Source organism: Variovorax sp. UC122_21 (assembly GCF_044056785.1).
In the GTDB taxonomy this organism is placed as follows: domain Bacteria; phylum Pseudomonadota; class Gammaproteobacteria; order Burkholderiales; family Burkholderiaceae_C; genus Variovorax.
Genome location: NZ_CP172004.1, coordinates 3,264,803 through 3,285,272, shown reverse-complemented (window position 1 = coordinate 3,285,272; position 20,470 = coordinate 3,264,803). Strand labels below are relative to the sequence as shown.

General features: G+C 70.7%; 22 protein-coding genes and 2 pseudogenes. 20 read left to right on the top strand and 4 right to left on the bottom strand.

Going from position 1 to position 20,470, the window contains the following annotated elements; genetic code table 11:
- Positions 1–27 precede the first annotated feature (27 nt).
- From ACHMXE_RS27775 to ACHMXE_RS27755, 5 genes and pseudogenes are all read left to right on the top strand, one after another.
- The gene (locus ACHMXE_RS27775) at positions 28–1,287 is read left to right on the top strand and encodes an aromatic ring-hydroxylating dioxygenase subunit alpha (RefSeq protein ID WP_395352642.1); all 1,260 of its coding nucleotides are present in this window, start codon (positions 28–30) and stop codon (positions 1,285–1,287) included.
- A complete protein-coding gene (locus ACHMXE_RS27770; protein WP_395352640.1) occupies positions 1,284–1,766 on the top strand; it encodes an aromatic-ring-hydroxylating dioxygenase subunit beta in 483 nt (160 codons plus the stop codon). Before ACHMXE_RS27775 ends, ACHMXE_RS27770 begins: the two co-directional genes overlap by 4 nt.
- Before the next feature lie 3 nt (positions 1,767–1,769).
- Positions 1,770–2,138, top strand: a complete 369-nt coding sequence (locus ACHMXE_RS27765; RefSeq protein ID WP_395352638.1) for a chorismate mutase — start codon at positions 1,770–1,772, stop codon at positions 2,136–2,138.
- A complete protein-coding gene (locus ACHMXE_RS27760; RefSeq protein WP_395352636.1) occupies positions 2,135–3,094 on the top strand; it encodes a Bug family tripartite tricarboxylate transporter substrate binding protein in 960 nt (319 codons plus the stop codon). Before ACHMXE_RS27765 ends, ACHMXE_RS27760 begins: the two co-directional genes overlap by 4 nt.
- A 152-nt stretch (positions 3,095–3,246) precedes the next feature.
- Positions 3,247–3,568: pseudogene (locus tag ACHMXE_RS27755) on the top strand (non-heme iron oxygenase ferredoxin subunit).
- Here the strand turns inward: ACHMXE_RS27755 and ACHMXE_RS27750 are convergent.
- Entirely contained in the window at positions 3,547–4,164 is a 618-nt protein-coding gene (locus tag ACHMXE_RS27750) for a DUF2726 domain-containing protein (protein ID WP_395352635.1), read from the bottom strand. The pseudogene ACHMXE_RS27755 and the gene ACHMXE_RS27750 overlap by 22 nt on opposite strands.
- 186 nt (positions 4,165–4,350) lie before the next feature.
- Between ACHMXE_RS27750 and ACHMXE_RS27745 the strand changes: the two genes are divergently transcribed.
- The gene (locus ACHMXE_RS27745) at positions 4,351–4,833 is read left to right on the top strand and encodes a RidA family protein (RefSeq protein ID WP_395352633.1); all 483 of its coding nucleotides are present in this window, start codon (positions 4,351–4,353) and stop codon (positions 4,831–4,833) included.
- Position 4,834: 1 nt separating this feature from the next.
- Here ACHMXE_RS27745 and ACHMXE_RS27740 read toward each other — a convergent pair whose 3' ends face one another.
- Positions 4,835–5,902, bottom strand: a complete 1,068-nt coding sequence (locus tag ACHMXE_RS27740; protein WP_395352631.1) for a DUF72 domain-containing protein — start codon at positions 5,900–5,902, stop codon at positions 4,835–4,837.
- Positions 5,903–6,107: 205 nt separating this feature from the next.
- On the opposite strand from ACHMXE_RS27740, the gene ACHMXE_RS27735 reads away from it, so the two are divergent.
- The 7 genes and pseudogenes from ACHMXE_RS27735 to ACHMXE_RS27705 all read left to right on the top strand — a co-directional run bounded on the left by ACHMXE_RS27735 (position 6,108) and on the right by ACHMXE_RS27705 (position 12,072).
- Entirely contained in the window at positions 6,108–7,592 is a 1,485-nt protein-coding gene (locus tag ACHMXE_RS27735) for a sensor histidine kinase (protein WP_395352629.1), read from the top strand.
- Positions 7,589–8,225, top strand: a pseudogene (locus tag ACHMXE_RS27730) (response regulator transcription factor). Before ACHMXE_RS27735 ends, ACHMXE_RS27730 begins: the two are co-directional and overlap by 4 nt.
- 108 nt (positions 8,226–8,333) lie before the next feature.
- Positions 8,334–8,852 carry a heme-binding protein gene (locus tag ACHMXE_RS27725; protein ID WP_261205797.1) on the top strand — a complete coding sequence of 173 codons (519 nt, stop codon included), beginning with the start codon at positions 8,334–8,336 and terminating at the stop codon, positions 8,850–8,852.
- Complete coding sequence (locus ACHMXE_RS27720; RefSeq protein WP_395352627.1) at positions 8,849–9,553, top strand: ankyrin repeat domain-containing protein; 705 nt, start codon at positions 8,849–8,851, stop codon at positions 9,551–9,553. The genes ACHMXE_RS27725 and ACHMXE_RS27720 overlap by 4 nt, the downstream gene beginning before the upstream one ends.
- Before the next feature lie 206 nt (positions 9,554–9,759).
- Positions 9,760–9,978 carry a hypothetical protein gene (locus ACHMXE_RS27715; protein ID WP_395352625.1) on the top strand — a complete coding sequence of 73 codons (219 nt, stop codon included), beginning with the start codon at positions 9,760–9,762 and terminating at the stop codon, positions 9,976–9,978.
- Positions 9,968–11,062 carry a tRNA adenosine(34) deaminase TadA gene (gene tadA, locus ACHMXE_RS27710; protein ID WP_395352623.1) on the top strand — a complete coding sequence of 365 codons (1,095 nt, stop codon included), beginning with the start codon at positions 9,968–9,970 and terminating at the stop codon, positions 11,060–11,062. The genes ACHMXE_RS27715 and tadA overlap by 11 nt, the downstream gene beginning before the upstream one ends.
- Complete coding sequence (locus ACHMXE_RS27705; protein ID WP_395352621.1) at positions 11,059–12,072, top strand: LD-carboxypeptidase; 1,014 nt, start codon at positions 11,059–11,061, stop codon at positions 12,070–12,072. Before tadA ends, ACHMXE_RS27705 begins: the two co-directional genes overlap by 4 nt.
- Positions 12,073–12,158: 86 nt before the next feature.
- On the opposite strand, the gene ACHMXE_RS27700 is transcribed toward ACHMXE_RS27705, so the two are convergent.
- A complete protein-coding gene (locus ACHMXE_RS27700; RefSeq protein ID WP_203206008.1) occupies positions 12,159–12,494 on the bottom strand; it encodes a hypothetical protein in 336 nt (111 codons plus the stop codon).
- 347 nt (positions 12,495–12,841) lie between these two features.
- On the opposite strand from ACHMXE_RS27700, the gene ACHMXE_RS27695 reads away from it, so the two are divergent.
- The 5 genes from ACHMXE_RS27695 to ACHMXE_RS27675 all read left to right on the top strand — a co-directional run bounded on the left by ACHMXE_RS27695 (position 12,842) and on the right by ACHMXE_RS27675 (position 18,200).
- Positions 12,842–13,786: an adenylate/guanylate cyclase domain-containing protein gene (locus ACHMXE_RS27695; protein ID WP_203206009.1), complete on the top strand. Its 945-nt coding sequence runs from the start codon at positions 12,842–12,844 to the stop codon at positions 13,784–13,786.
- A 137-nt stretch (positions 13,787–13,923) separates the two neighbouring features.
- On the top strand, positions 13,924–14,271 hold the full coding sequence (locus tag ACHMXE_RS27690) for a hypothetical protein (RefSeq protein WP_209541627.1): 348 nt from the start codon (positions 13,924–13,926) through the stop codon (positions 14,269–14,271).
- A gap of 209 nt (positions 14,272–14,480) precedes the next feature.
- Positions 14,481–16,322 carry a DUF1800 family protein gene (locus tag ACHMXE_RS27685; RefSeq protein ID WP_395352618.1) on the top strand — a complete coding sequence of 614 codons (1,842 nt, stop codon included), beginning with the start codon at positions 14,481–14,483 and terminating at the stop codon, positions 16,320–16,322.
- Positions 16,323–16,365: 43 nt separating this feature from the next.
- Positions 16,366–17,838, top strand: a complete 1,473-nt coding sequence (locus ACHMXE_RS27680) for a DUF1501 domain-containing protein (RefSeq protein WP_395352616.1) — start codon at positions 16,366–16,368, stop codon at positions 17,836–17,838.
- A 5-nt stretch (positions 17,839–17,843) separates the two neighbouring features.
- Positions 17,844–18,200 (top strand): hypothetical protein, encoded by a 357-nt coding sequence (locus ACHMXE_RS27675; protein ID WP_395352841.1) that lies wholly within the window; start codon positions 17,844–17,846, stop codon positions 18,198–18,200.
- A 15-nt stretch (positions 18,201–18,215) separates the two neighbouring features.
- Here the strand turns inward: ACHMXE_RS27675 and ACHMXE_RS27670 are convergent, their stop codons facing one another.
- A complete protein-coding gene (locus tag ACHMXE_RS27670; protein WP_395352614.1) occupies positions 18,216–19,121 on the bottom strand; it encodes a LysR family transcriptional regulator in 906 nt (301 codons plus the stop codon).
- Positions 19,122–19,229: 108 nt separating this feature from the next.
- On the opposite strand from ACHMXE_RS27670, the gene ACHMXE_RS27665 reads away from it, so the two are divergent.
- Positions 19,230–19,724: a cupin domain-containing protein gene (locus ACHMXE_RS27665; protein WP_395352612.1), complete on the top strand. Its 495-nt coding sequence runs from the start codon at positions 19,230–19,232 to the stop codon at positions 19,722–19,724.
- A complete protein-coding gene (locus tag ACHMXE_RS27660; protein WP_395352610.1) occupies positions 19,702–20,460 on the top strand; it encodes a carboxymuconolactone decarboxylase family protein in 759 nt (252 codons plus the stop codon). Before ACHMXE_RS27665 ends, ACHMXE_RS27660 begins: the two co-directional genes overlap by 23 nt.
- The last annotated feature ends 10 nt before the right edge of the window (positions 20,461–20,470 follow it).

Here is a 20,470-nt window from a genome sequence, read left to right as displayed (position 1 = left end):
ATTGCCGGAAAGACAAGGAGACCCGCGATGACAACGCAAGCCGTGTTCCCCATCGAGCTGCGCTGGGAGAACGAGCAGACCAGCCGCATCCCGTTCAAGGCCTACACCGACGAGGAACTGCACCGGAAGGAGCTGCAGCGCTTCTTCTACGAGAAGCACTGGTGCTATGTCGGCCTCGAGGCCGAGATCCCGAACCCCGGCGACTTCAAGCGCACCGCCGTCGGCGAGCGCTCGGTGATCCTGGTGCGCGACATGGAAGGCGAGATCCACGTGGTGGAGAACGTCTGCGCGCACCGCGGCATGCAGTTCTGCCGCGAGCGCCAGGGCAACCGCAAGGACTTCGTCTGCCCCTACCACCAATGGAACTACTCGCTCAAGGGCGACCTGCAGGGCGTGCCGTTCCGCCGCGGCGTGAAGCAGGACGGCAAGGTCAACGGCGGCATGCCGGGGGATTTCAAGCTCGAGGAGAACGGCCTCAACAAGCTCAAGGTGGCGCGGCGCGGCGGCGTGGTGTTCGCCGCCTTCGACCACGACATCGAATCCTTCGAGGACTTTCTCGGCCCCGAGATCCTGCGCTACTTCGACCGGCTGTTCGACGGCCGCAAGCTCACCATCCTCGGCTACAGCCGCCAGCGCATCCCGGGCAACTGGAAGCTGATGCAGGAGAACATCAAGGACCCGTACCACCCGGGCCTGCTGCACACCTGGTTCGTGACCTTCGGACTCTGGCGCGCCGACAACAAGTCGGAGCTCAAGATGGATGCGCGCGGGCGCCACGCCGCGATGATCTCCACGCGCGGCAGCGCGGGCAAGGCCGCGCAGGTGACGCAGGTCTCCAGCTTCAAGGAGAGCATGCAGCTCAAGGACCCGCGCTTCCTCGACATCGTGCCCGAGCCCTGGTGGGGCGGGCCGACCGCGGTGATGATGACGCTGTTCCCGAGCCTGATCCTGCAGCAGCAGGTCAACAGCGTGTCGACGCGCCACATCCAGCCCGTGGGCCACGATGCCTTCGATTTCGTCTGGACCCATTTCGGCTTCGAGGACGACAGCGCCGAGATGACGCAGCGCCGCCTGCGGCAGGCCAACCTGTTCGGGCCGGCGGGCTTCGTGTCGGCCGACGACGGCGAGGTGATCGAGTTCTCGCAGCAGGGCTTCGAGCAGAAGCCCTACCACCGCACGCTGGCCGAGCTCGGTGGGCGCGAGGTCGAGAACACCGACCACATGGTGACCGAGACGCTGATCCGCGGCATGTACCGCTACTGGCGCGAAGTGATGGAGGCCGCATGAAGCAGCTCGACCCCGCCGCCTACCTCGAGCTGGCGCGGCTCTACGCGGCCTACGCCCACGCGGTCGATTCGGGCCAGTGGAGCCTGTGGCCGGCCTTCTTCACCGAGCAGTGCAGCTACCGGCTGCAGCCGCGCGAGAACCACGAGCGCGGCCTGCCGCTGGCCACGCTGTCCTTCGAGAGCCGCGGCATGCTGGAAGACCGCGTCTACGGCATCCAGGAGACGCTGTTCCACGACCCGTACTACCAGCGCCACGTGGTCGGCTTGCCGGTGGTGCACGGTGTCGACGACGACGGCGCCATCCGCAGCGAGGCCAACTACGCGGTGTTCCGCACCAAGCTCGACGGGCCCTCGACCGTGTTCAACGTGGGCCGCTACATCGACCGCGTGGTGTCCACGCCCGAAGGCCTGAAGTTCGCGTCGCGCCTGTGCGTGTTCGACAGCGAAATGATCCCGAATTCCATCATCTATCCGATCTGAGCCATGCAGGACAAAGAACCCGAGACCCACGGCGCGCCGCTGCGCCGCTTCACCGACCCGGCCTACCGGCCGCTGTGCGCCAACCTCGCCGAGGTGCGCGAGAACATCGACGCGCTCGACCGCCGGATCGTCACGCTGCTGGCCGAGCGCGGCCGCTACGTGAAGGACGCGGCGCGCTTCAAGCGCGATGCCTTCCAGGTCTCGGCGCCGCGGCGCCAGCAGGAGGTGATCGACAAGGTGAGGGCGCTGGCCGAGCAGGAGGGCGCCTATCCCGAGGTGGTGGAAGCCGCCTACCGCGCATTGATCGCGGGCTTCATCGCGCGCGAGCAGCAGGACCACCTGGGCATGGTGGACGTGGAGGCGCGGCCATGAAGACGCTGTTCGTGCTCGCGGCCACGGCCGCCATCGCCATGACGGCCCAGGCCCAGGACTGGCCGCAGCGCCCCGTGCGCGTGATCGTGCCCTTCGCCGCGGGCGCCTCGCCCGACATCCTCGCGCGCATCGTCAACGACAAGCTCGCCGCGCGCATCGGCCAGCCGCTGATCGTGGAGAACAAGCCCGGCGCGGGTGGCAACAGCGGCACCGACCAGGCCTCGAAGGCCGCGCCCGACGGCTACACCTTCCTGCTCTCGGTCAACGCGCCGCTGGTCTACAACACCATCCTCTACAGGAACCTGCCGTACGACCCGTTCAAGGACCTGGTGCCGGTGTCGCTCGCGGCCACCACGCCCAATGTGTGCGCGGTGTCCAACGGCATGAACGTCGACGCGGTCAAGGGCTGGCTCGACGCGCTGAAGCGCAACCCCGGCCAGTTCAACTTCGCCTCGACCGGCAACGGCTCGATCTCGCACCTGGGCGTGGAGCTGGTCAAGCTCAAGACCCGGTCCTTCGCGGTCCATATCCCTTATGCGTCGTCGGGCCAGGCCGTCACCGCGATCATCCAGGGCGACGTGCAGTTCGCCTGCCTGCCGCCGGTGTCGGTGATGCCGCAGGCCAAGGCTGGCCGGCTCAAGGCCATCGCCGTGACCTCGGCCGAGCGCTCTGCGCTGCTGCCCGAGCTGCCGACCCTGCGCGAATCGGGCCTGCCCGACATCCAGGCCGTGCCGTGGTTCGCCTACATGGCGCCCAAGGGCACGCCCGATGCGATCGTGCAGCGCATGAGCCGCGAGATCGCCGCGGTGCTCAAGGACCCCGAGGTGCAGAAGCGCCTGCAGACCGCCTACTTCGATCCCGTGGGCAGCACGCCCGAGGCGCTGGCGAAGTTCATGGGCGAGGAACTGCGGCGCTGGAAGCCGGTGATCGAGCGCACGGGCCTCAAGCCCGACTGACGCGGAAGGCCCGCCGCGAAACCCCCAACCGTTCGCGCTGAGCTTGTCGAAGCGGCGCGCAAGGCTTCGCCCTTCGACAAGCTCAGGACAGGCCAAGCTAGGCCCGAACGGATGGGGCTCACCACCCATTCAGGACAGAAAAGAAGAACGACATGACCACGATCACCTGGATCGACGCCGCGGCGGTGGACGACGTCCCCCGCCGACGACGTGATCGGCATCGACGTGCAGGGCCGCGACATCGCGCTCTACGGCACCGAGGACGGCATCCATGCCACCGACAACATCTGCACCCACGGCCATGCGCGGCTGTGCGACGGCTTCCTCGAGGGCCACGAGATCGAGTGCCCGCTGCACCAGGGCCGCTTCGACGTGCGCAGCGGCAAGGCGATGTGCGCGCCGCTCACCGAGGACCTGCGCAGCTACCCGGTGAAGATCGAGGACGGCCGGGTCTACCTCGCGTTCGAGAGCTGATCGGCGGGCAGCTCGCGCGCTCGCTCGCGGCGCCGGCGCTTGGCCTTCGACGGATGCCACTGGTGCGTCGAGGCCTTGAAGGCCGGCCGCTCGAGCGCCATCGCCTCGAGGAAGCGCGGGCCGATCTGCAGCCGTGGCGTGGCCAGCGAGGGATCGAAGTCGGCCTCGACGCGGCCCACGTCGGGCACGCGCGCATAGCGCAGCACGCGGTAGCCGGCATCGACGAGCAGTGCGTCGTGGGCCTCGCGCAGCGCGCGCTCCTTGCGGCCGGCCTTCTCGTCGAGGCCGACCACGGCCACCACCTCGAAGTTGCGGTCGCAGATGACGAAGTCGGCGATCTTGCGGCCGAAGCCACTGCGCGCGGCGCGGGTGCGCGCGGTGAGCAGGGCGCCGAAGCTCACCTGCGGCAGCACCACGAGGTCGGGCAGCGTCTGCACCAGGCGGTGGTACATGGCCTGCTGGCGTTCGTTGAGCGGCGCGCGCGGACGCGGGCGTTCGACGAAGCCGCTGCGGCTGTCGTTGCGTTTCTGCGCGATCAGCACGACCAGGAGCAGGGCGAGGGTCGCCAGGACGATCACGAATATAAATGTATTCATCTGTAACTCTCCTTCAGCGGCGAGTCTCGCACGAGTGAAAGCGAGCGCTTCGACAAGCCCCTCGAGGCCCGGGACCGGGGCCTGCGCGCGGCCTCTGTTGCGGCTTCTTTTCGCGCGCTCTGTATCTGTTCGCCGCGCGCCGGTGCGGCGAAGATGACGCCTTTTCTCTCCGCTGGAATTCCGCCCATGACCGCCTCCGCCCTTCGCCAACAGACCGCCGACCGCATCGCCGCCGAGCTCGGCCACAGCTTCGAGGGCGAGATCCGCGTCGGCGGCCACTACGCGTCGGCCGTGCGCGACGGCCATACCCTCTACATCAGCGGCCAGGTGCCGCGCGTGGGCACCACGGTGATGGTCACGGGCCGCGCGGGCGACACGGTGTCGCTCGAGCAGGCGCGCGAGGGCGCGCGGATCTGCGCACTGCGCGCGCTCGCGATCCTGCGCCGCGAGCTCGGCTCGCTCGACGCGGTGCGCCAGGTGCTGCGCGTGGGCGTGTTCGTGCAGTGCAGCGCCGACTTCACGCAGCACAGCGAGGTGGCCGACGCGGCCTCGGACCTGCTGCACGAGGTGTTCGGCGACGCGGGCGTGCATGTGCGCACGGCGGTCGGCGTCTATGCGCTGCCGAAGAACGCGACGGTCGAGGTCGAGATGACCGTCGCGGTCGACTGATTCAGCGCAGCAGCAGGTCGGCCACTTCCTGCGCCAGCGTCGCCACCGTGCGCGGCGCGCAGCCCTCGGCGTTGTTGCTCACGGTGACGAAGGCGTTCTGCCCGGCCTTCACGGTGCCCGCGATCACGCGCGCCAGCGCCTGGCGCGTCTCGGGATCGGGATCGACGATCTTGTCGAACGGGCCGTAGAGCTTCTCGGCGTCCTCGTAGCCGTAGCGGCCGTGGCGCCGGTGCAGGTTCCAGCGGCACACCAGCGGGCGCGGCCAGAGCGCGCGCAGCATCGGCAACTGCTCCTCGATCGGCGGCATCTTCGCGTGCAGCCCCAGGCACCAGGTGGCGCCCACGCTGCGCAGCATGGCGGCGAACTCGGGCGTCATGAGCTGCGGATCCCGCACCTCGACCGCGACCACCGCGTCGGGCGCGGTCGGTGCGAGCGCCGGCAGCGCGGCGATCATCGCGGCGATGCGCTCGAGCAGCAGCGGCACATCGGCCAGCACCGGCCGCGGCAGCGGGCTCATCTGGAACACCAGCGCGCCGATGCGATGGCCCAGGCCCTGCAGCGCGGGCTCGGCGAACTCGCGCACCGCGAGGTCGGCGCTGAGGAAGGCCGGATTGATCTGCGTGCCGCGGCCGCTCTCGTCGCGCACCGTGGCATCGGTCACCACGCTCGGCGCCTTCACCACGAAGCGGAAGTCGTCGGGCACCATCGCCGCGTAGCGCGCGTACTGGCTCGCGGTGAGCGCGCGATAGAAGTTGCGGTCCAGGCTCACGCTGCGGAACAGCGGATGCTGGCCATAGGCCGCGAGCCCGTTCTTCGACAGCACGGCCTCGGCGTATTCGCCGTCCCACACGAGGCCGGCCCAGCCCGGGTAGTTCCACGACGAGCCGCCGAAGCGCAACTGCGGCGGCAGCTGCAGCGCGAGGTCGACCAGCGCCGGATCGGCCGGCGCCGGCAGCACGGTGCCACCGCGCGATTTCTTCGGGGTCGGAGCATCGGCCGCGGGAGGCGCGGAAGGGGCAGGCGCCGAAGGGGGAGATCCGGGGAGGTGGGGGAAAAGGGTGTCCTGCATTGCACTGGGGCCTCGGGCGCGCATTCTCGCCCGGGCCCAGGAGAGGCTGTCGAACACGGACATCCGAACGCAGAAGAAATACAAAAGCGCGCAGAGGTCGCAGAAGGATTTCCATTCTTTGGGATGTCCCTTCTGCGACCTTCGCGAAACCTTCGCGCCCTCTGCGTTCGGCTGTCCGCTCCCGCTCCCCGGCACAATCCGCGCCATGAAACAGTGGTTGCGCACCCGCGGCGGATGGTGGCTGGCCTGGCTGGCGCTGTCGGCCCTGGGCGCGGTCTGGCTCGCGCGCGCCGAGATCGAGCGACTGCACCAGGCCTTCGACACCGACGCGCGCATCGCGCACCGCCTGATGAGCCAGCAGGTGGTGCAGTACGACGCGGTGCTGGCCACGCTTGCGCTGCTCGAACCCGCGGGTGGCGGCGGCGCGGCCGACCGGCCCGAGCAGCGGCTCCCCGCGGTGTATTCGTCGATCCTCGGCGTGCAGCGGCGCGCGCGCGGCGAGGCCTGGCCGCCGGGGCCGCAGGCCGAGGCGCTGGCGCGGGCCGAGGCGCGTTCGCGCGAGCTGCGCCGCGCCGAATACGCGGCGCTCGACCTGCCGCACGGGCGCTACCTGCTGGCGATCGGCGCCGACCCGGTCAGCTATGCGCTGGCCATCGACCTCGCGGGCACCGTGCCCTGGCGCGACTGGCCGATGAACCCGCAGCAAAGTCCGGTGCGGCTGAGCCTGCAGCGCGATGGCCAGCAGCTGGTGCTGCAGCCGGGGCGCATCGGCGAGGGCGGCTGGCGCTTCGACTTCACCAAGGTGCTGGCCTCGCCGAGCCAGCCCTTCGACCTCGTCGCGCAGCGCCAGGTGGGCTGGTCCGAACTGCCCTGGCGCGCGATCGCGCTGTGGACGCTGGCGATGGCGCTGCTGGTCGCGGGCCTGTGGACCGCGCGGCGCCAGCGCGTGGCGCGCCGCCGCGCGGAAGAACTGCTGCGGCTCGGCCAGGTCGCGCGGCTCAATGCGCTCGGCGAGCTGTCGGCCGGCCTCGCGCACGAACTCAACCAGCCGCTGACGGCCGTGCTCGCGAATGCGCAGGCCGCGCGCCGGCTGCTCGACGAGGAGCCGCCCGACATCGCCACCGCGCGCGGCGCCATGGGCCAGGCAGTCGAACAGGCGCGGCGCGCGGCCGGCGTGGTGGGGCGGCTGCGGCGCGTGATCGAGCGGCCCGAGGCCGGCGGGGAGTTGCGCCCGCTGGCGCTGCACGAGGTGGTGCGCGATGCGATGCACCTGCTGGCGCCCGAGTTCGAGCAGCGCGGCGTCGCGGTGCGCTTCGATGCCGCGGCCCAGCCGCCGCTGCGCGTGCTCGGCGAGCCGGTGGCGCTCGAGCAGATCGTGCACAACCTGCTGATGAACGCGCTGCAGGCGCTCGAAGGCGTGCCCGCGGGCGAACGGCGCATCGAGGTCGAGCTTGCGCGCCAAGGCGAGGAGGGCATGCTGGCCATCGTCGACAGCGGACGCGGCATCGCGCCCGAGGCCCTGCAGCGCCTGTTCGAACCCTTCTTCAGCACGCGCGAAGGCGGTCTGGGACTGGGCCTGAGCCTCAGCGAGACGCTGGCCAGCGGCATGGGCGGCAGCCTCGAGGCCGCGCATGCATTGCCGCGCGGCGCGCGCTTCACCTTGCGGCTGCGGCTGGCGCAGAACCCATGACGACGAACGTACAGCCCCAATCCCCGCTGGTGCACCTGATCGACGACGACCAGGCGGTGCGCGAGAGCCTCGCGCTGCTGATCGGCACCGTCGGGTCTGCGCGTGCAGACCTGGGCCGATCCGCAGGCCTTCCTCGCGGGCTTCGACCGCAGCGGCATCGGCGCGATCGTGCTCGACGTGCGCATGCCCGGCATCGGCGGGCTCACGGTGCTCGACCGGCTGGTGGCGCAGGGCGTGGACCAGCCCGTGATCATGCTGACCGGCCATGGCACGGTCGAGATGTGCCGCCGCGCCTTCAAGGCCGGCGCGGCCGAGTTCCTCGAGAAGCCGGTCGACGACGAGCAACTGCTCGAGGCGCTGCAGCAGGCGGTGCGCCAGCACGTGCGCTCGCGCGAGCGTTCGCAGGCCGACCAGGCCGCGCGCGAGCGGGTGGCGCAGCTGTCGGAGCGCGAGCGCGAAGTGCTGGCCTTCATCGTCGCGGGCCTCACCAACAAGGAGATCGCGCGCGAGCTCGCGCTGTCGCCACGCACGGTGGAGACGCACCGCGCGAACCTGTTCGCCAAGCTCGAGAGCGATTCGCTGGCGCAGCTGATCCGGCGCTACGCGCTGCTGGTCGATAGCAGCGCTCCGTAGAACTACGGAGCGCGGCCCGCAGCCGTACGAATGGCCGCGCCGGCGCGGCTTTCCTACAGTGGCGCAGCCGCCGGCAACGGGCCGGCGCCACTCACTGGAGACCCCTTCATGCATTCGTCGCTTCGCCTCGCCACCCTCGCCGCCGCCGTCGTCGGCCTGGCCGCTTCCACCCTGGCCCAGGCCCAGACCGCCGCGCCCGCCGCGGTGCGCACCGAGCGCAACATCTCGCTCGCGCTGGCCAACCAGATCGCCGCCGAGGCCGTCGCCGCCTGCGCCGCCAACGGCTACAACGTGGCCGCCACCGTGGTCGACCGCGCCGGCACCGTGCGCGCCGTGCAGCGCGCCGACAATGCCGGCCCGCACACGCTGGCCTCGAGCGAGCGCAAGGCCTGGACCTCGGCCTCGGCCAAGAGCCCCACGCAGGCCATGATGGAGAACGCGCAGAAGAACCCCGGCGCCGCGAACCTGGTCTACCTGCCGGGCTTCCTGCTGCTGGGCGGCGGCGTGCCAGTGAAGTCGGGCAACGAGGTGATCGGCGCCGTGGGCGTGGGTGGCGCGCCCGGCGGCCACCTCGACGAACAGTGCGCGAACGCCGCGCTCGAGAAGGTCAAGGGCCTGCTGGGATGAGAACGCCGCGCGCGCTTCGGCTCGCCGCCGGCCTGGCGCTCGCGCTGGCCGCGGGCGTGCCGGGCGCGGCCCTGGCCCAGGTCGCGCCCAGCGTGGCCGAGGCCAAGGCCTACGAGGGCCTGCACCGCGCGGCCTGGCAGGGCGACCTGCCGAGGCTGCGCACGCTGGTCGCGGGCGGTGCGCGGCTCGACGCGCGCGATGCGCGCGGGCGCACGGCGTTGCAGGTGGCCACGCATGCGCGCCAGCGCGAGGCGATCCGCCTGCTGGCGCAGGCCGGCGCCTCGCTCGATGTGCTCGAGGACGACCGCTACGACGCCGTGACCATCGCCGCGGTGGCCGACGACCCGGCCACGCTGGTGCTGCTGCTGTCGCTGGGCGCGAGCGCGAAGCAGGTCACGAGCCGCTACGACGGCACCGCGCTGATCGCGGCCGCGCACCTGGGCCACGACGAGGTGGTGCGGCAGCTGATCGCCGCCGGCGCGCCGCTCGACCACGTCAACAACCTGCACTGGACCGCCACCATCGAGGCCGTGGTGCTGGGCGACGGCGGCGAACGGCACCAGCGCACGCTGGCCGCGCTGATCGGCGCGGGCGCCAATCTCTCGCTGGCCGACCGGCAGGGGCGTACGCCGCTGCAGCTCGCGGTGGCGCGCGGCTACACGGCGATGGCCGATCAATTGAAGGCGGCGGGCGCGCGGTAGGGCCTGTTCACCCTATTCAAGGGGTCGCGAAGCTCGCCAGAGCCTGCCCATAAAGGCGCGCGACGACGCGTGTGCGTCCGCACACGCTAGGAGCGCAACGCTGAGGGGCAGGCTCTGGTTGCGAGGGAGAATCGGGCTTTTGACGTCCGAGACTCCGCCCATGCCGCTTTCCGTCGACACCACCGCCCGCGCGAAAGGCCGCTGAGATGCGCGGCCTCGGACTGATCGGCCTCGTGATCGCGCTCGCGATCGTCGCGCTGGTCGCGAAGAAGCAGTTCACCGGCACGGCGGTGCCCGTCTCCGCCGACGGATCGACGGCGTCGGCCCCCGTGCGCGACCAGGCGCGCCAGGTGCAGGACCAGTACAAGCAGGCCCTCGACGCCGCGATGCAGCAGTCGCAACGCAAGATGCCCGATGACGAGTGAGCCCTTGACCGACGACGGCTTCATGGCGCTCGCGCTGGCCGAGGCGCGGCGCGCGGCCGAGGCCGGCGAGGTGCCCGTGGGCGCGGTGCTGGTGAAGGACGGCCGCGTGATCGCCACCGGCCGCAACACGCCCGTGGGCGGGCACGACCCCAGCGGCCATGCCGAGATCAACGCGCTGCGTGCCGGCGCCGAGGCGCTGCGCAACTACCGGCTCGAGGGCTGCGAGCTGTTCGTCACGCTCGAGCCCTGCGCGATGTGCGCGGGCGCGATGCTGCATGCGCGGCTCGCGCGCGTGGTCTATGGCGCCGCCGATCCCAAGACCGGCGCGGCCGGCTCGGTGCTCGACCTGTTCGCGCTGCCCCAGCTCAACCACCGCACGCAGGTGCAGGGCGGCGTGCTGGCGGCCGATTGCGCGGCGCTGCTGCAGGACTTCTTCCAGCGCCGGCGCACGGCCGCGCGCGAGCAGGCGCAGCCGCTGCGCGACGATGCGCTGCGCACGCCGCCCGAGCGCTTCGCCGCGCTGGCCGACTACGCCTTCGCGCCGCACCACGTGCAGGACCTGTCGTCGCAGCGCGGCTGGCGGCTGCACTACGTCGACGAAGGGCCGGCCGACGGCGTGGCCTGCCTGTGCCTGCACGGTCCTGGCGAATGGGGCTATGCCTTGCGCCATCTCGCGGGCCTGCCCGGGCTGCGCGTGCTGATTCCCGACCTGATCGGCTTCGGCAAGAGCGACAAGCCCAAGCGCGAGGCCGCGCACAGCCTCGAATGGCATCGCGACCTGCTGCTCGAATGGCTGGACCGGTTGCCGCCCGCGCCGATGGTGCTCGTGCATTCGCAGGCCGGCGCGGACCTGGCGGCGGCGCTGCATGCGGCCGCGCCCACGGGCCGCTTCGCGGCGCTGCTGGCCGCGCCCGAAGGCGGCGAGCGCGTGCGCGAGGCCTGGCGCGCGCCGTTCCCCGACCGCGGCTTCGAAGCCGCGCTGCGCGCGCTCGGCCCGTTGGCCCGGTCCTCGGGCCCGGACCGCGCGCAGGCGCTGGCATTGGCCGAGGCGGCGCGGGCCGCGATGGGATACTCGACGCCGTGAGCAACAAGCACATCTACATCTATTCCCCCTCCAGCGCGGTGCGCGACAAGGCCGCGTTCCGGCGCGGCGTGGCGCGCCTCAAGGCCCTGGGCCACGAGGTCGAGGTCGACGAGGCCGCGCTGTCCTTCCACCAGCGCTTCGCCGGCGACGACGCGACCCGCCTCGCGGCCATCGGCCGCGCGGCCGCGAGCGGGGCCGACATCGCGCTGATCGCGCGCGGCGGCTACGGGCTCACGCGCATCCTCGACGGCGTGCCGTTCAAGAAGTTGGCCAAGGCCATCGAGCGCGGCACCGAATTCGTCGGCCTCAGCGACTTCACCGCGCTGCAGAACGCGCTGCTCGCGAAGACCGGCGCCGTGACCTGGGCCGGCCCCGCGGTGGGCGAGGACTTCGGCGCCGAGGCCGGGCCCGACGACATCATGGAAGCCTGCTTCGACGACCTCGCGAGCGGGCAGGGCGAGGGCACGGGCTGGCGCATGCCGGTGCGCGACGCGGCGCTCAAGTTCAAGCCCGTGCACGACGCCGTGCTGTGGGGCGGCAACCTCTGCGTGCTGACCAGCCTGCTCGGCACGCCGTACTTCCCGGCGGTCGACCAGGGCGTGCTGTTCATCGAGGACACCAACGAGCACCCGTACCGCATCGAGCGCATGCTCGAGCAGCTGCGCATGGCCGGCGTGCTCGGCCGCCAGCGCGCCATCGTCTTCGGCCAGTTCACCGGCATGCGCAAGGTGCCGGGCTACGACCGCGGCTTCGGCCTCGACACCGTGATCGACCGGCTGCGCGCGCAGCTGCGCAAGGTGCAGGTGATCGCGGGCCTGCCGTTCGGCCACGTGCCGACCAAGGTGCTGCTGCCGGTGGGCGCGAAGGTCGAACTCGCGGCCGACGGGCGCGACGTGTTCATGGTGTGGGGCCATCACCCGCACGGCGGCGCCAGGCCGCACGCGCAGGGCCACGATCACGATCACGGCGACGCGCACGGCGCTCACTCGCACCACGGCCACGCGCACTAGGCGCCGCGCGCGCCAAAAAAAAGGCGGCCCGGAGGCCGCCTCGAAGCGAACGCCAGGCAGCTCGCGACCGCCTGCCGTCCGTTACATCAGTGGTGGGGAATGCGCTGGTGCGCGCGCGGTCCCATCGATCCCGGCAGTCCGCCTTCGAACATGCTGTTGATGCCCTTCATCTTGCGGCGCGCGGCGGTCTCGCCGTCGATCGCGCTCAGCGCGGTCATCACGTCCTGACGCAGGTACCAGAGGGTTTCGACATCGGCCGCGAAGCGCACGCGCTGGCTCACGCGCTGCACCGAGTGGCCACCTTGCGAGGGCAGCAGCGACAGCATCGCGCTGCGGATGCGGCCGAGCTGCTGATCCTTGGTGCGTGCGTTGCCGGCACCCGACAGGTGCAGCAGACGAAGCAGGCGGCGGATGATCGTCATGGCGAGTTACGTAACACCGAGAACAGGATTGACGGTTACCTTAATCGGGCGCTGAGCAAGACACAAGTTGTGGAACAGTGTTTCTTGTTCGAAAACAACACACTTTACGTCGCAGTTCGAGCAAAAACTGAAGAGTGTTTTTCTTAAGTATTAATTCAAATGCAGGATTATTCCTACAGAGCTCACAGTATTTGTCCGACGCCTTACGCTTCCTCTTCAGAATAGTGCGACTGGGTGAAGGATTTGACGGTACAAACCCGTCCAGGGATGACTGGATTTCGGCGTTCTCCGTGTCCGGGCAGAGATAGAGAAACACAAAACAACGGCGGTGAGGCCGGATTCAGAACATGGTTGTCAACTCCACGGTGGTGTTCGCGGACCTGACCGGCAGTACCCGGGTCTTCGAGGCCATGGGCAATGCCCGGGCCACCGAGACGGTGACGCGCCTGACCCAATGGATCGGGGCGGTCTGCGAGAAGCATGGCGGGCGGGTGGTCAAGTCGCTGGGCGATGGCGTGTTCGCGCTGTTCGCCGAGGGCGCGGGCGCGATCCAGTCGGTGATCGAGCTGCAGCGCCAGCACCAGAAGCGCCTGCTGGCGTGGCCCGCGCCGCTGCGCATGGAACTGCAGATCGGCGTGGCCAGCGGCGAGGTGCTCGAGGTCGACGGCGACTGCTTCGGCGACGCGGTCAACCTGGCGTCGCGGCTCAGCGACCTCGCGGGGCCGAGCCAGATCTGGGCCACCGAGTCGGTGATCGTCCAGTTGCGCGAGGGCGCGGTCCATCACCGCGACCTCGGCCCGATCAACATCCGCGGCCGCAGCGAGCTCTCGGTGGTGCACCGCATCGACTGGCAGGAAGACCTCAGTGCCTCGCTGACCGTGCCGGCCGCGCTGATGGCGGGGCGCCATGCCGATTCGAACTTCGGCCAGATCGAGCTGAGCTGGCTCGACGTGCGCTCGATGTTCCGCACCGAGCAGTTGCCGATCCACCTGGGCCGCGTCGACGACGCGCAGTTTGTGGTCAACGACCCGCGTGTGTCGCGCCTGCATGCGCGCATCGAGCTGCGGCACGGCAGCTGCGTGCTGATCGACCTCAGCACCTACGGCACCTGGGTGCGCTTCCACGGCAATGCCGGGCCCAGCAGCGAGATCGCGCTGCGGCGCGAGGAATGCGTACTGCACGGCAGCGGCGAGATCGGGCTCGGTGCGCCGCTCAGCGATTTCAGCGCGCCGACCATCGCCTTCAACACCATGGGCGGCGACGTGCTGCTGTCGCGCCGCGCGGTCGGCTGAGCGGCGCCGGCGCCGTCACGTTTGGCTACCAGAAGCCGTGGCCGGGCGTGCACGGCGCGCGGGGGCAGGGCGTTGCTCGTGCATCGGACCGCCGTCGCGGTCGTTGCCAGCCAGCCAGCCTGGACCGGGAGCCCCCAGTGAACCTCAAGCCTTCTTCTTCCTCGTCGCGCGGCCTGCACCTCGCCGCGCTCGCCGCCGTGGCGTTCGGCTCGCTGTTCGCCGCCGGTGCCGCGAACGCGCGCGGCCACTGGTCGATCGAGATCGGCACGCCCGGCGCGGGCTATCCGCCGCCTTACTACGCGCCGCCGCCGGTCTACTACGAGCCGGCACCGATCTATTACGCGCCGCCCCCGCCGGTGTATTACCGCCCGCCGCCGCCCGTGTACTACCGGCCGGCACCGCTGATCGCGCCGCCGCCGGGCCGGCCCTATTACGGCCCGGGCTACCCGTACCGCGCGCCGAACGACGACGGCGACGACGACTGACGCGCTCGGTGTCCGCCGGGTCGCGCACTGAAGACAATTCACGACAGGAATTGTCAAATTGTGTTTCTTGGACGACGAAAAAGTCACACAAGTTCACAGTTCTAGTCGAAAGTCCGTCGTTCCCGGGCCTTCATTCCACGGAAAACAGTAGGGCATGACCCTTGCCTCCTGACTCGCATCGGCGCGCGGGCGCCGCAGGAGCGAGGGTCATGTTCGATACGGAAGAAGCCGCCCAGCAGGCAGCGGCTCATGAGATGGATGCGCCGCTGGCGCGGCCGAAGGAAAGCGGCGGCACGCCCGCCCACGAGGGATCGGCCAAGGCGCTGAAGGGCCTGGCGCTGTTCGCCATGCCGGCGCTGATCGCGGCCTGTGGCGGCGGCGGAGGAGGCGGCGGCGGTGGCGCGGGTGGCGGCATCTTCCCCGGCGCGGGCGGCGGCAACCCGCAGCCCGATCCGGCCACGCCGGCCGACACCGGCCCCTACCACTACCTGCAGGCCAAGAGCGACGCCGAAGCCGCGCGCTTCCTGCTGCAGGCGCAGTTCTCGGCCTCCGAGCCCGAGATCGCCGCGGTGCGCAGCCTCGGCTACCTGCCCTGGCTCGAACAGCAGTTCAGCGCGCCGCGCACGCAGACTGCCTGGGAATGGGTCGAGAGCCAGCCCTACAACGGCACCGACGTCGACGCCACCGTCTGGCGCCAGCTCATGCTGTCGGGCGACGCGGTGCGCAAGCGCATGGCGCTCGCGCTCAGCGAGATCTTCGTGGTCTCGGCCAACGACATCGGCTCGAGCTGGCCGACGCACATGATGGCCCAGTACTGGGACACGCTGGCCGCCGGCGCCACCGGCAACTTCCGCCAGCTGCTCGAGGCCGTGACGCTCAATCCCGCGATGGGCTTCTACCTCAACACGCGCGGCAACCAGAAGGAGAACAACCGCGGCCGCCAGCCCGACGAGAACTACGCGCGCGAGGTCATGCAGCTCATGAGCATCGGCCTGCAGCAGCTCGAGGCCGACGGCACGCCGAAGACCGGTGCCGACGGCCAGCCGCTCGACAGCTACACGCAGAACGACGTGACCCAGCTCGCGCGCGTCTTCACCGGCTACGACCTCGACATCAAGCCCGCCGAGGAGAACGGCTTTCGCCCGCCCGGCGCCAGCTACACCGTCGAGACCCGGGACTGGACCACGCGGCCGATGGTGCTGATCGCGAGCCGCCACTCGATGCTCGAGGCGAAGTTCCTCGGCGCCTCCGTGCCCGCCAACACGCCCGGCGCCGCCGCGCTCAAGATCGCGCTCGACACGCTGTTCAACCATCCCAACGTCGGCCCCTTCATCGGCCGGCAGCTGATCCAGCGGCTGGTCACGAGCAACCCGAGCCCGGCCTACGTGAAGCGCGTGGCCGCGGCCTTCGCCAACAACGGCGCGGGCGTGCGCGGCGACATGAAGGCGGTGTTCGCCGCCGTGCTGATCGACGACGAGGCGCGCGCGCCGGCCGGCCTCGCCGACCCCGACTTCGGCCGCCTGCGCGAGCCGATGCTGCGGCTGGCGCAATGGGGCCGCAGCTTCGGCGTGAGTTCCACTAAAGGCACCTGGCGCATCGGCGACCAGAGCAATGCCAGCTACGGCCTGGGCCAGAGCCCGCTGCGCTCGCCCTCGGTCTTCAACTACTTCCGGCCAGGCTACGTGCCGCCGGCCACCGCCATCGCCGAGCGCAAGCTGGTGGCGCCCGAGTTCCAGATCGTCAACGAGTCCAGCGTGGGCGGCTACCTCAACTTCCTGCAGAACGCGCTGCCCTACGGCATCGACAACGGCGACGTGCGTGCCGCCTACACGGCCGAGAAGGCGCTGGCGCTCGATCCCGCGGCGCTGGTGAAGCGGCTCAACCTGCTCTTGACCGGCAACCAGCTCTCGAGCGCCACCGTGAACCTGATCGTCAACGCGCTCGCCACGCCCGCGCTCAACGCCAACAGCAACGAGGCCGCGCGGCTCAACCGCGTCTACGCGGCCGTGATGCTGGTGATGGGCGCGCCCGAATACCTGGTGCAGAAATGAAATCCACGACCCCGATGACGAAGACCAGCCAGGAGCGGCGCCCATGCATCTGATCGATCCCGCGCGCCACACCCGGCGCGCCTTCCTGCGCCGCTCGGGCCAGCTCGCGATGGCCGGCACCGCGCTGCCGTTCGCGCTCAACCTCGCGACCATGGGCGAGGCCGCGGCCCAGGCCGCGCCCGGCGACGACTACAAGGCGCTGGTCTGCGTCTTCCTCTACGGCGGCAACGACTACGCCAACACGGTCGTCACCTACGACACCGACAGCTACGGCAAGTACAGCCAGATCCGCGGCGGCAACGGCGACGCCGGCGGCGGCATCGCGATCGCGCGCGCCCAACTGCTGCCCACCTTGCTCGCGCCCACGCAGGCATTGCCGGGCGGACGCCAGTACGCGCTGCATCCGTCGATGACCGCCCTGGCCGACCTGTTCCACAACGAGGGCAAGGTCGCGGTGCAGCTCAACGTCGGCCCGCTGATCGCGCCGATCACGCGCGCCCAGTACGACAGCGGCAACCGCAAGGCCTGGCCGGTGCCGCCCAAGCTGTTCTCGCACAACGACCAGCAGTCGGTCTGGCAGTCGTCCTCGCCCGAGGGCTCGACCGTGGGCTGGGGCGGCAACATCGGCGACCTCGTGCTCTCGGGCAACACCGGCTCGCTGTTCACCTGCATGTCGGTCGCGGGCAACGCGGTGTTCCTCTCGGGCGACCAGGCGCTGCAGTACCAGGTCGGCACCGGCGGCGCGGTGCGCATCTACAGCGTGGGCAACAACACCGGCAACCTGTTCGGCTCCGACACCGTCAAGGCCGCGATGCAGCAGCTCGCGCAGCAGTCGCGCGGCCACACGCTCGAGGAGGAATACAGCAAGGTGATCCGGCGCGCGGTCAAGGCCGAGGGCCAGGTCACGACCGCCATCCAGAGCGACTTTCCGGCCGGCGCCTTCCCGGCCAACAACGGCCTCGCGAGCCAGCTCAGGATGGTCGCGCGCCTGATCCGCGGCCGCGCCTCGCTGGGCGTGAAGCGCCAGGTCTTCTTCGTCTCGATGGGCGGCTTCGACCTGCACGACAGCCTGATCGCCAACCAGCCCGGCCTGATGCAGCGGCTGTCCGACGCGATGACCGCCTTCCACCGGCAGATGGCGACGCTGGGCCTGGCCAACCAGGTCACGGCCTTCACCGCCTCGGACTTCGGCCGCACGCTCTCGTACAACAGCGACGGCTCCGACCACGGCTGGGGCGGCCACCACTTCATGGTCGGCGGCGCGGTCAAGGGCAGGGCGATCTACGGCACCCCGCCGCCCGTGAGCATCGGCGACAGCACGGCCGATGCCGACCAGTGGCACGTGGGCCAGGGCCGGCTGCTGCCCACCACCTCGGTCGACCAGTACGCCGCCACGCTCGCGCGCTGGTTCGGCGTGCCCGACAGCCAGCTCGACGGGATCCTGCCGAACCTCAAGAATTTCGGGCGCACGGCCAACGGCATCGCGTACCCGCGCGACGTGGGATTCATGGCGTGAACATCATGGGCCACGTGACGCTGATGGGCAGCCTCGACAGCGTCGAGGGCGGCATCAGCGTGGACTTCGGTCCCAAGCCGCGGCGCGAGGCACCGCCGCCGATGCCCGGCCTCGGCCTGGCGCGGCGCCGCCCGTTCGCCAGCGTCGAGGCCGCGATCGCGGCCATCGAGGCGCTGGACCGCGAGCTGCGCAAGTTCGAGCTCGCGGTCGACGACGCGCTGCAGGACTACCTCGGCGTGCAGATGGCGCAGATCACCGACTGCGCGCTGACGCGCGGCTGGGAGCCCGTGGGCTTCGTGCAGGACGAGGGCTTTCGGGTCTATCGCTACGAGCGCCTGCGCGGCCGGCGCAGGCTGGGCTGAAGCGCTCGCGCGGCATCAGTCCGCGCGCGGCGCCCGGTAGCGCAGGGCTTCGATCACCAGTGCCAGCGCCGGCGACAGCTGGCGGCGGTTGGCGTGGTAGAGGTGATAGCCGGGAAAGGTCGGCCACCAGTCCTGCAGCACCGGCACCAGCGTTCCCTGCGCGATGTGGGGCGCCATGAGGTCGAAGGGCACGCAGGCGAAGCCCATGCCGTCCAGCGCCGCCTGCAGCATCAAGTAGGTGTTGTTGAAGGTCGCCTGTCCGCGCACCCGGACGCTGAGCGCCTCGCCGTCCTTCTCGAAATCCCACGCGTACAGACCGCCATGCGTGGCCAGCCGCAGGTTCACGCAGCGGTGCCCCGTGAGGTCGCCGGGCACCAGCGGCAGCGACTTCCCGGCCAGGTAGCCGGGGGAGGCGGCCACCGCCATGCGCAGCGGCGGTGCGATCGCCACGGCCACCATGTCCTTGTCGACGCTGCTGCCCAGGCGCACGCCCGCATCGAAGCGCTGGGCCGCGATGTCGGTCATCGCGTAGTCCACACTGAACTCGATCTCGATGTCGGGATGCGCCTGGAGCAGCGGCAGCAGCCGCGGCCACAGGGCCGTGGCAATGGCATGGTCGTGCGCCGTGATGCGCACCGTGCCGGCCGGCTTGTCGCGCATCGCGCTCAGCGAATCGAGTTCCTGCGCGATCTCCCGCAGCCGCGGCGCCAGCGTGTCCAGCAGCCGCGCGCCGGCATCGGTCACCGAGACGCTGCGCGTGGTGCGCGTCAGCAGGCGCACGCCGAGCCGGGACTCGAGTGCCAGCATCGAATGGCTGAGCGCCGAGCGCGAGACGCCCATCTGCGCGGCCGCGCGCGTGAAGCTGCGTTCGCGCGCGACGACGACGAAGGCCTGGAGGTCGTTGAGGTTCTCGATGGTCACGGACGAATTGGTGAGCTGAGTTCACAAGTGCATCCCGATTTTGCAGTCTTCTCAACCAATGGCTCGCTTCCTAGAGTTCGGGCATCGGTCCATTTCCAGGAACTCCCCATGTGTCATCGTCCCCTCCGAGCCGCCTTCTGCCTGGCGGCACTCCACGGCCTGAGCGCCGGCGCCGTCGAGAACGCTCCGGCCGGTGCCCAGGCTCAGCAGATCGCGCGCGCCGGCAGCCAGGCCTCGGTCGCCGGTCCCGCCGAGTACTTCACCGGCCGCGTGCGCATCGATCCGGTCTGGCCGGCCAGCGACAGCCTCAACGCATCCGGCGGGCTCGTCACCTTCGAGCCCGGCGCGCGCTCGGCCTGGCACACGCACCCGGCCGGGCAGCGTCTGGTCGTGACCTCGGGTGTCGGCCTGACCCAGGAGTGGGGCAAGCCGGTGCAGGAGATCCGGCCCGGCGACGTCGTCTGGTGCCCGCCAGGCGTCAAGCACTGGCACGGCGCGGCGCCGGGCACCGCGATGACGCATCTGGCCGTCACCGGCACGGTCGACGGCAGGAACGTCGAATGGCTCGAGAAGGTGTCCGATGCGCAGTACCCCCAGCGTTGACCGGTCCCGCAGGACCGCACTCGCGTCCGTGCTGGGCCTCGCCGCCGCCGCCTGCCAGGCCGCGCCCACGAACGCCGCGCCCGTCGCAACCGAATCCCTGTCAGCGCGCCAGCAGGCGATCGTTCCCATCGCGGCCTTCGCCGCGAGCGGCGACATCGGGCGCCTTCATGCCGCGCTGCAGCGGGGTCTCGATGCCGACCTGAGCGTCAACGAGCTCAAGGAGATCCTGGTGCAGGTCTACGCCTATGCGGGCTTTCCGCGCAGCCTCAATGCACTGGGCGAGTTGATGAAGGTGCTCGAGGCGCGCCGGCAGCGCGGCGTGCGGGACCGCGAAGGGCCGCTGCCGTCGCGGCCCGCTGCGCAGGGCGACGCCTTGCTCGCGGCCGGCACGGCCAACCAGACGAAGCTCTCGGGCGCGCCGGTCCGGGGCCCGCTGTTCGACTTCGCCCCGGCGATCGACGAGTTCCTCAAGACCCACCTGTTCGGCGATCTGTTCGAGCGCGACAACCTCGACTGGCAAAGCCGCGAGCTCGCCACCGTCGGCATGCTGGCGGCGCTCGCGGGCGTCGAGTCGCAGCTGCAGGCCCACATGCGCATCGCGATGAATGTCGGGCTCGGCGCGGCGCAGCTCGAAGCGCTGTGCGAGGTGCTCGAGGCACAGGTCGATGCCGAGGCGGCGCGCAGGGCCCGCGAAGCCTTGAAACGCCAGTTCGCCGCCGCGCGTGCGGGCGATTGAAGTCGCGGCG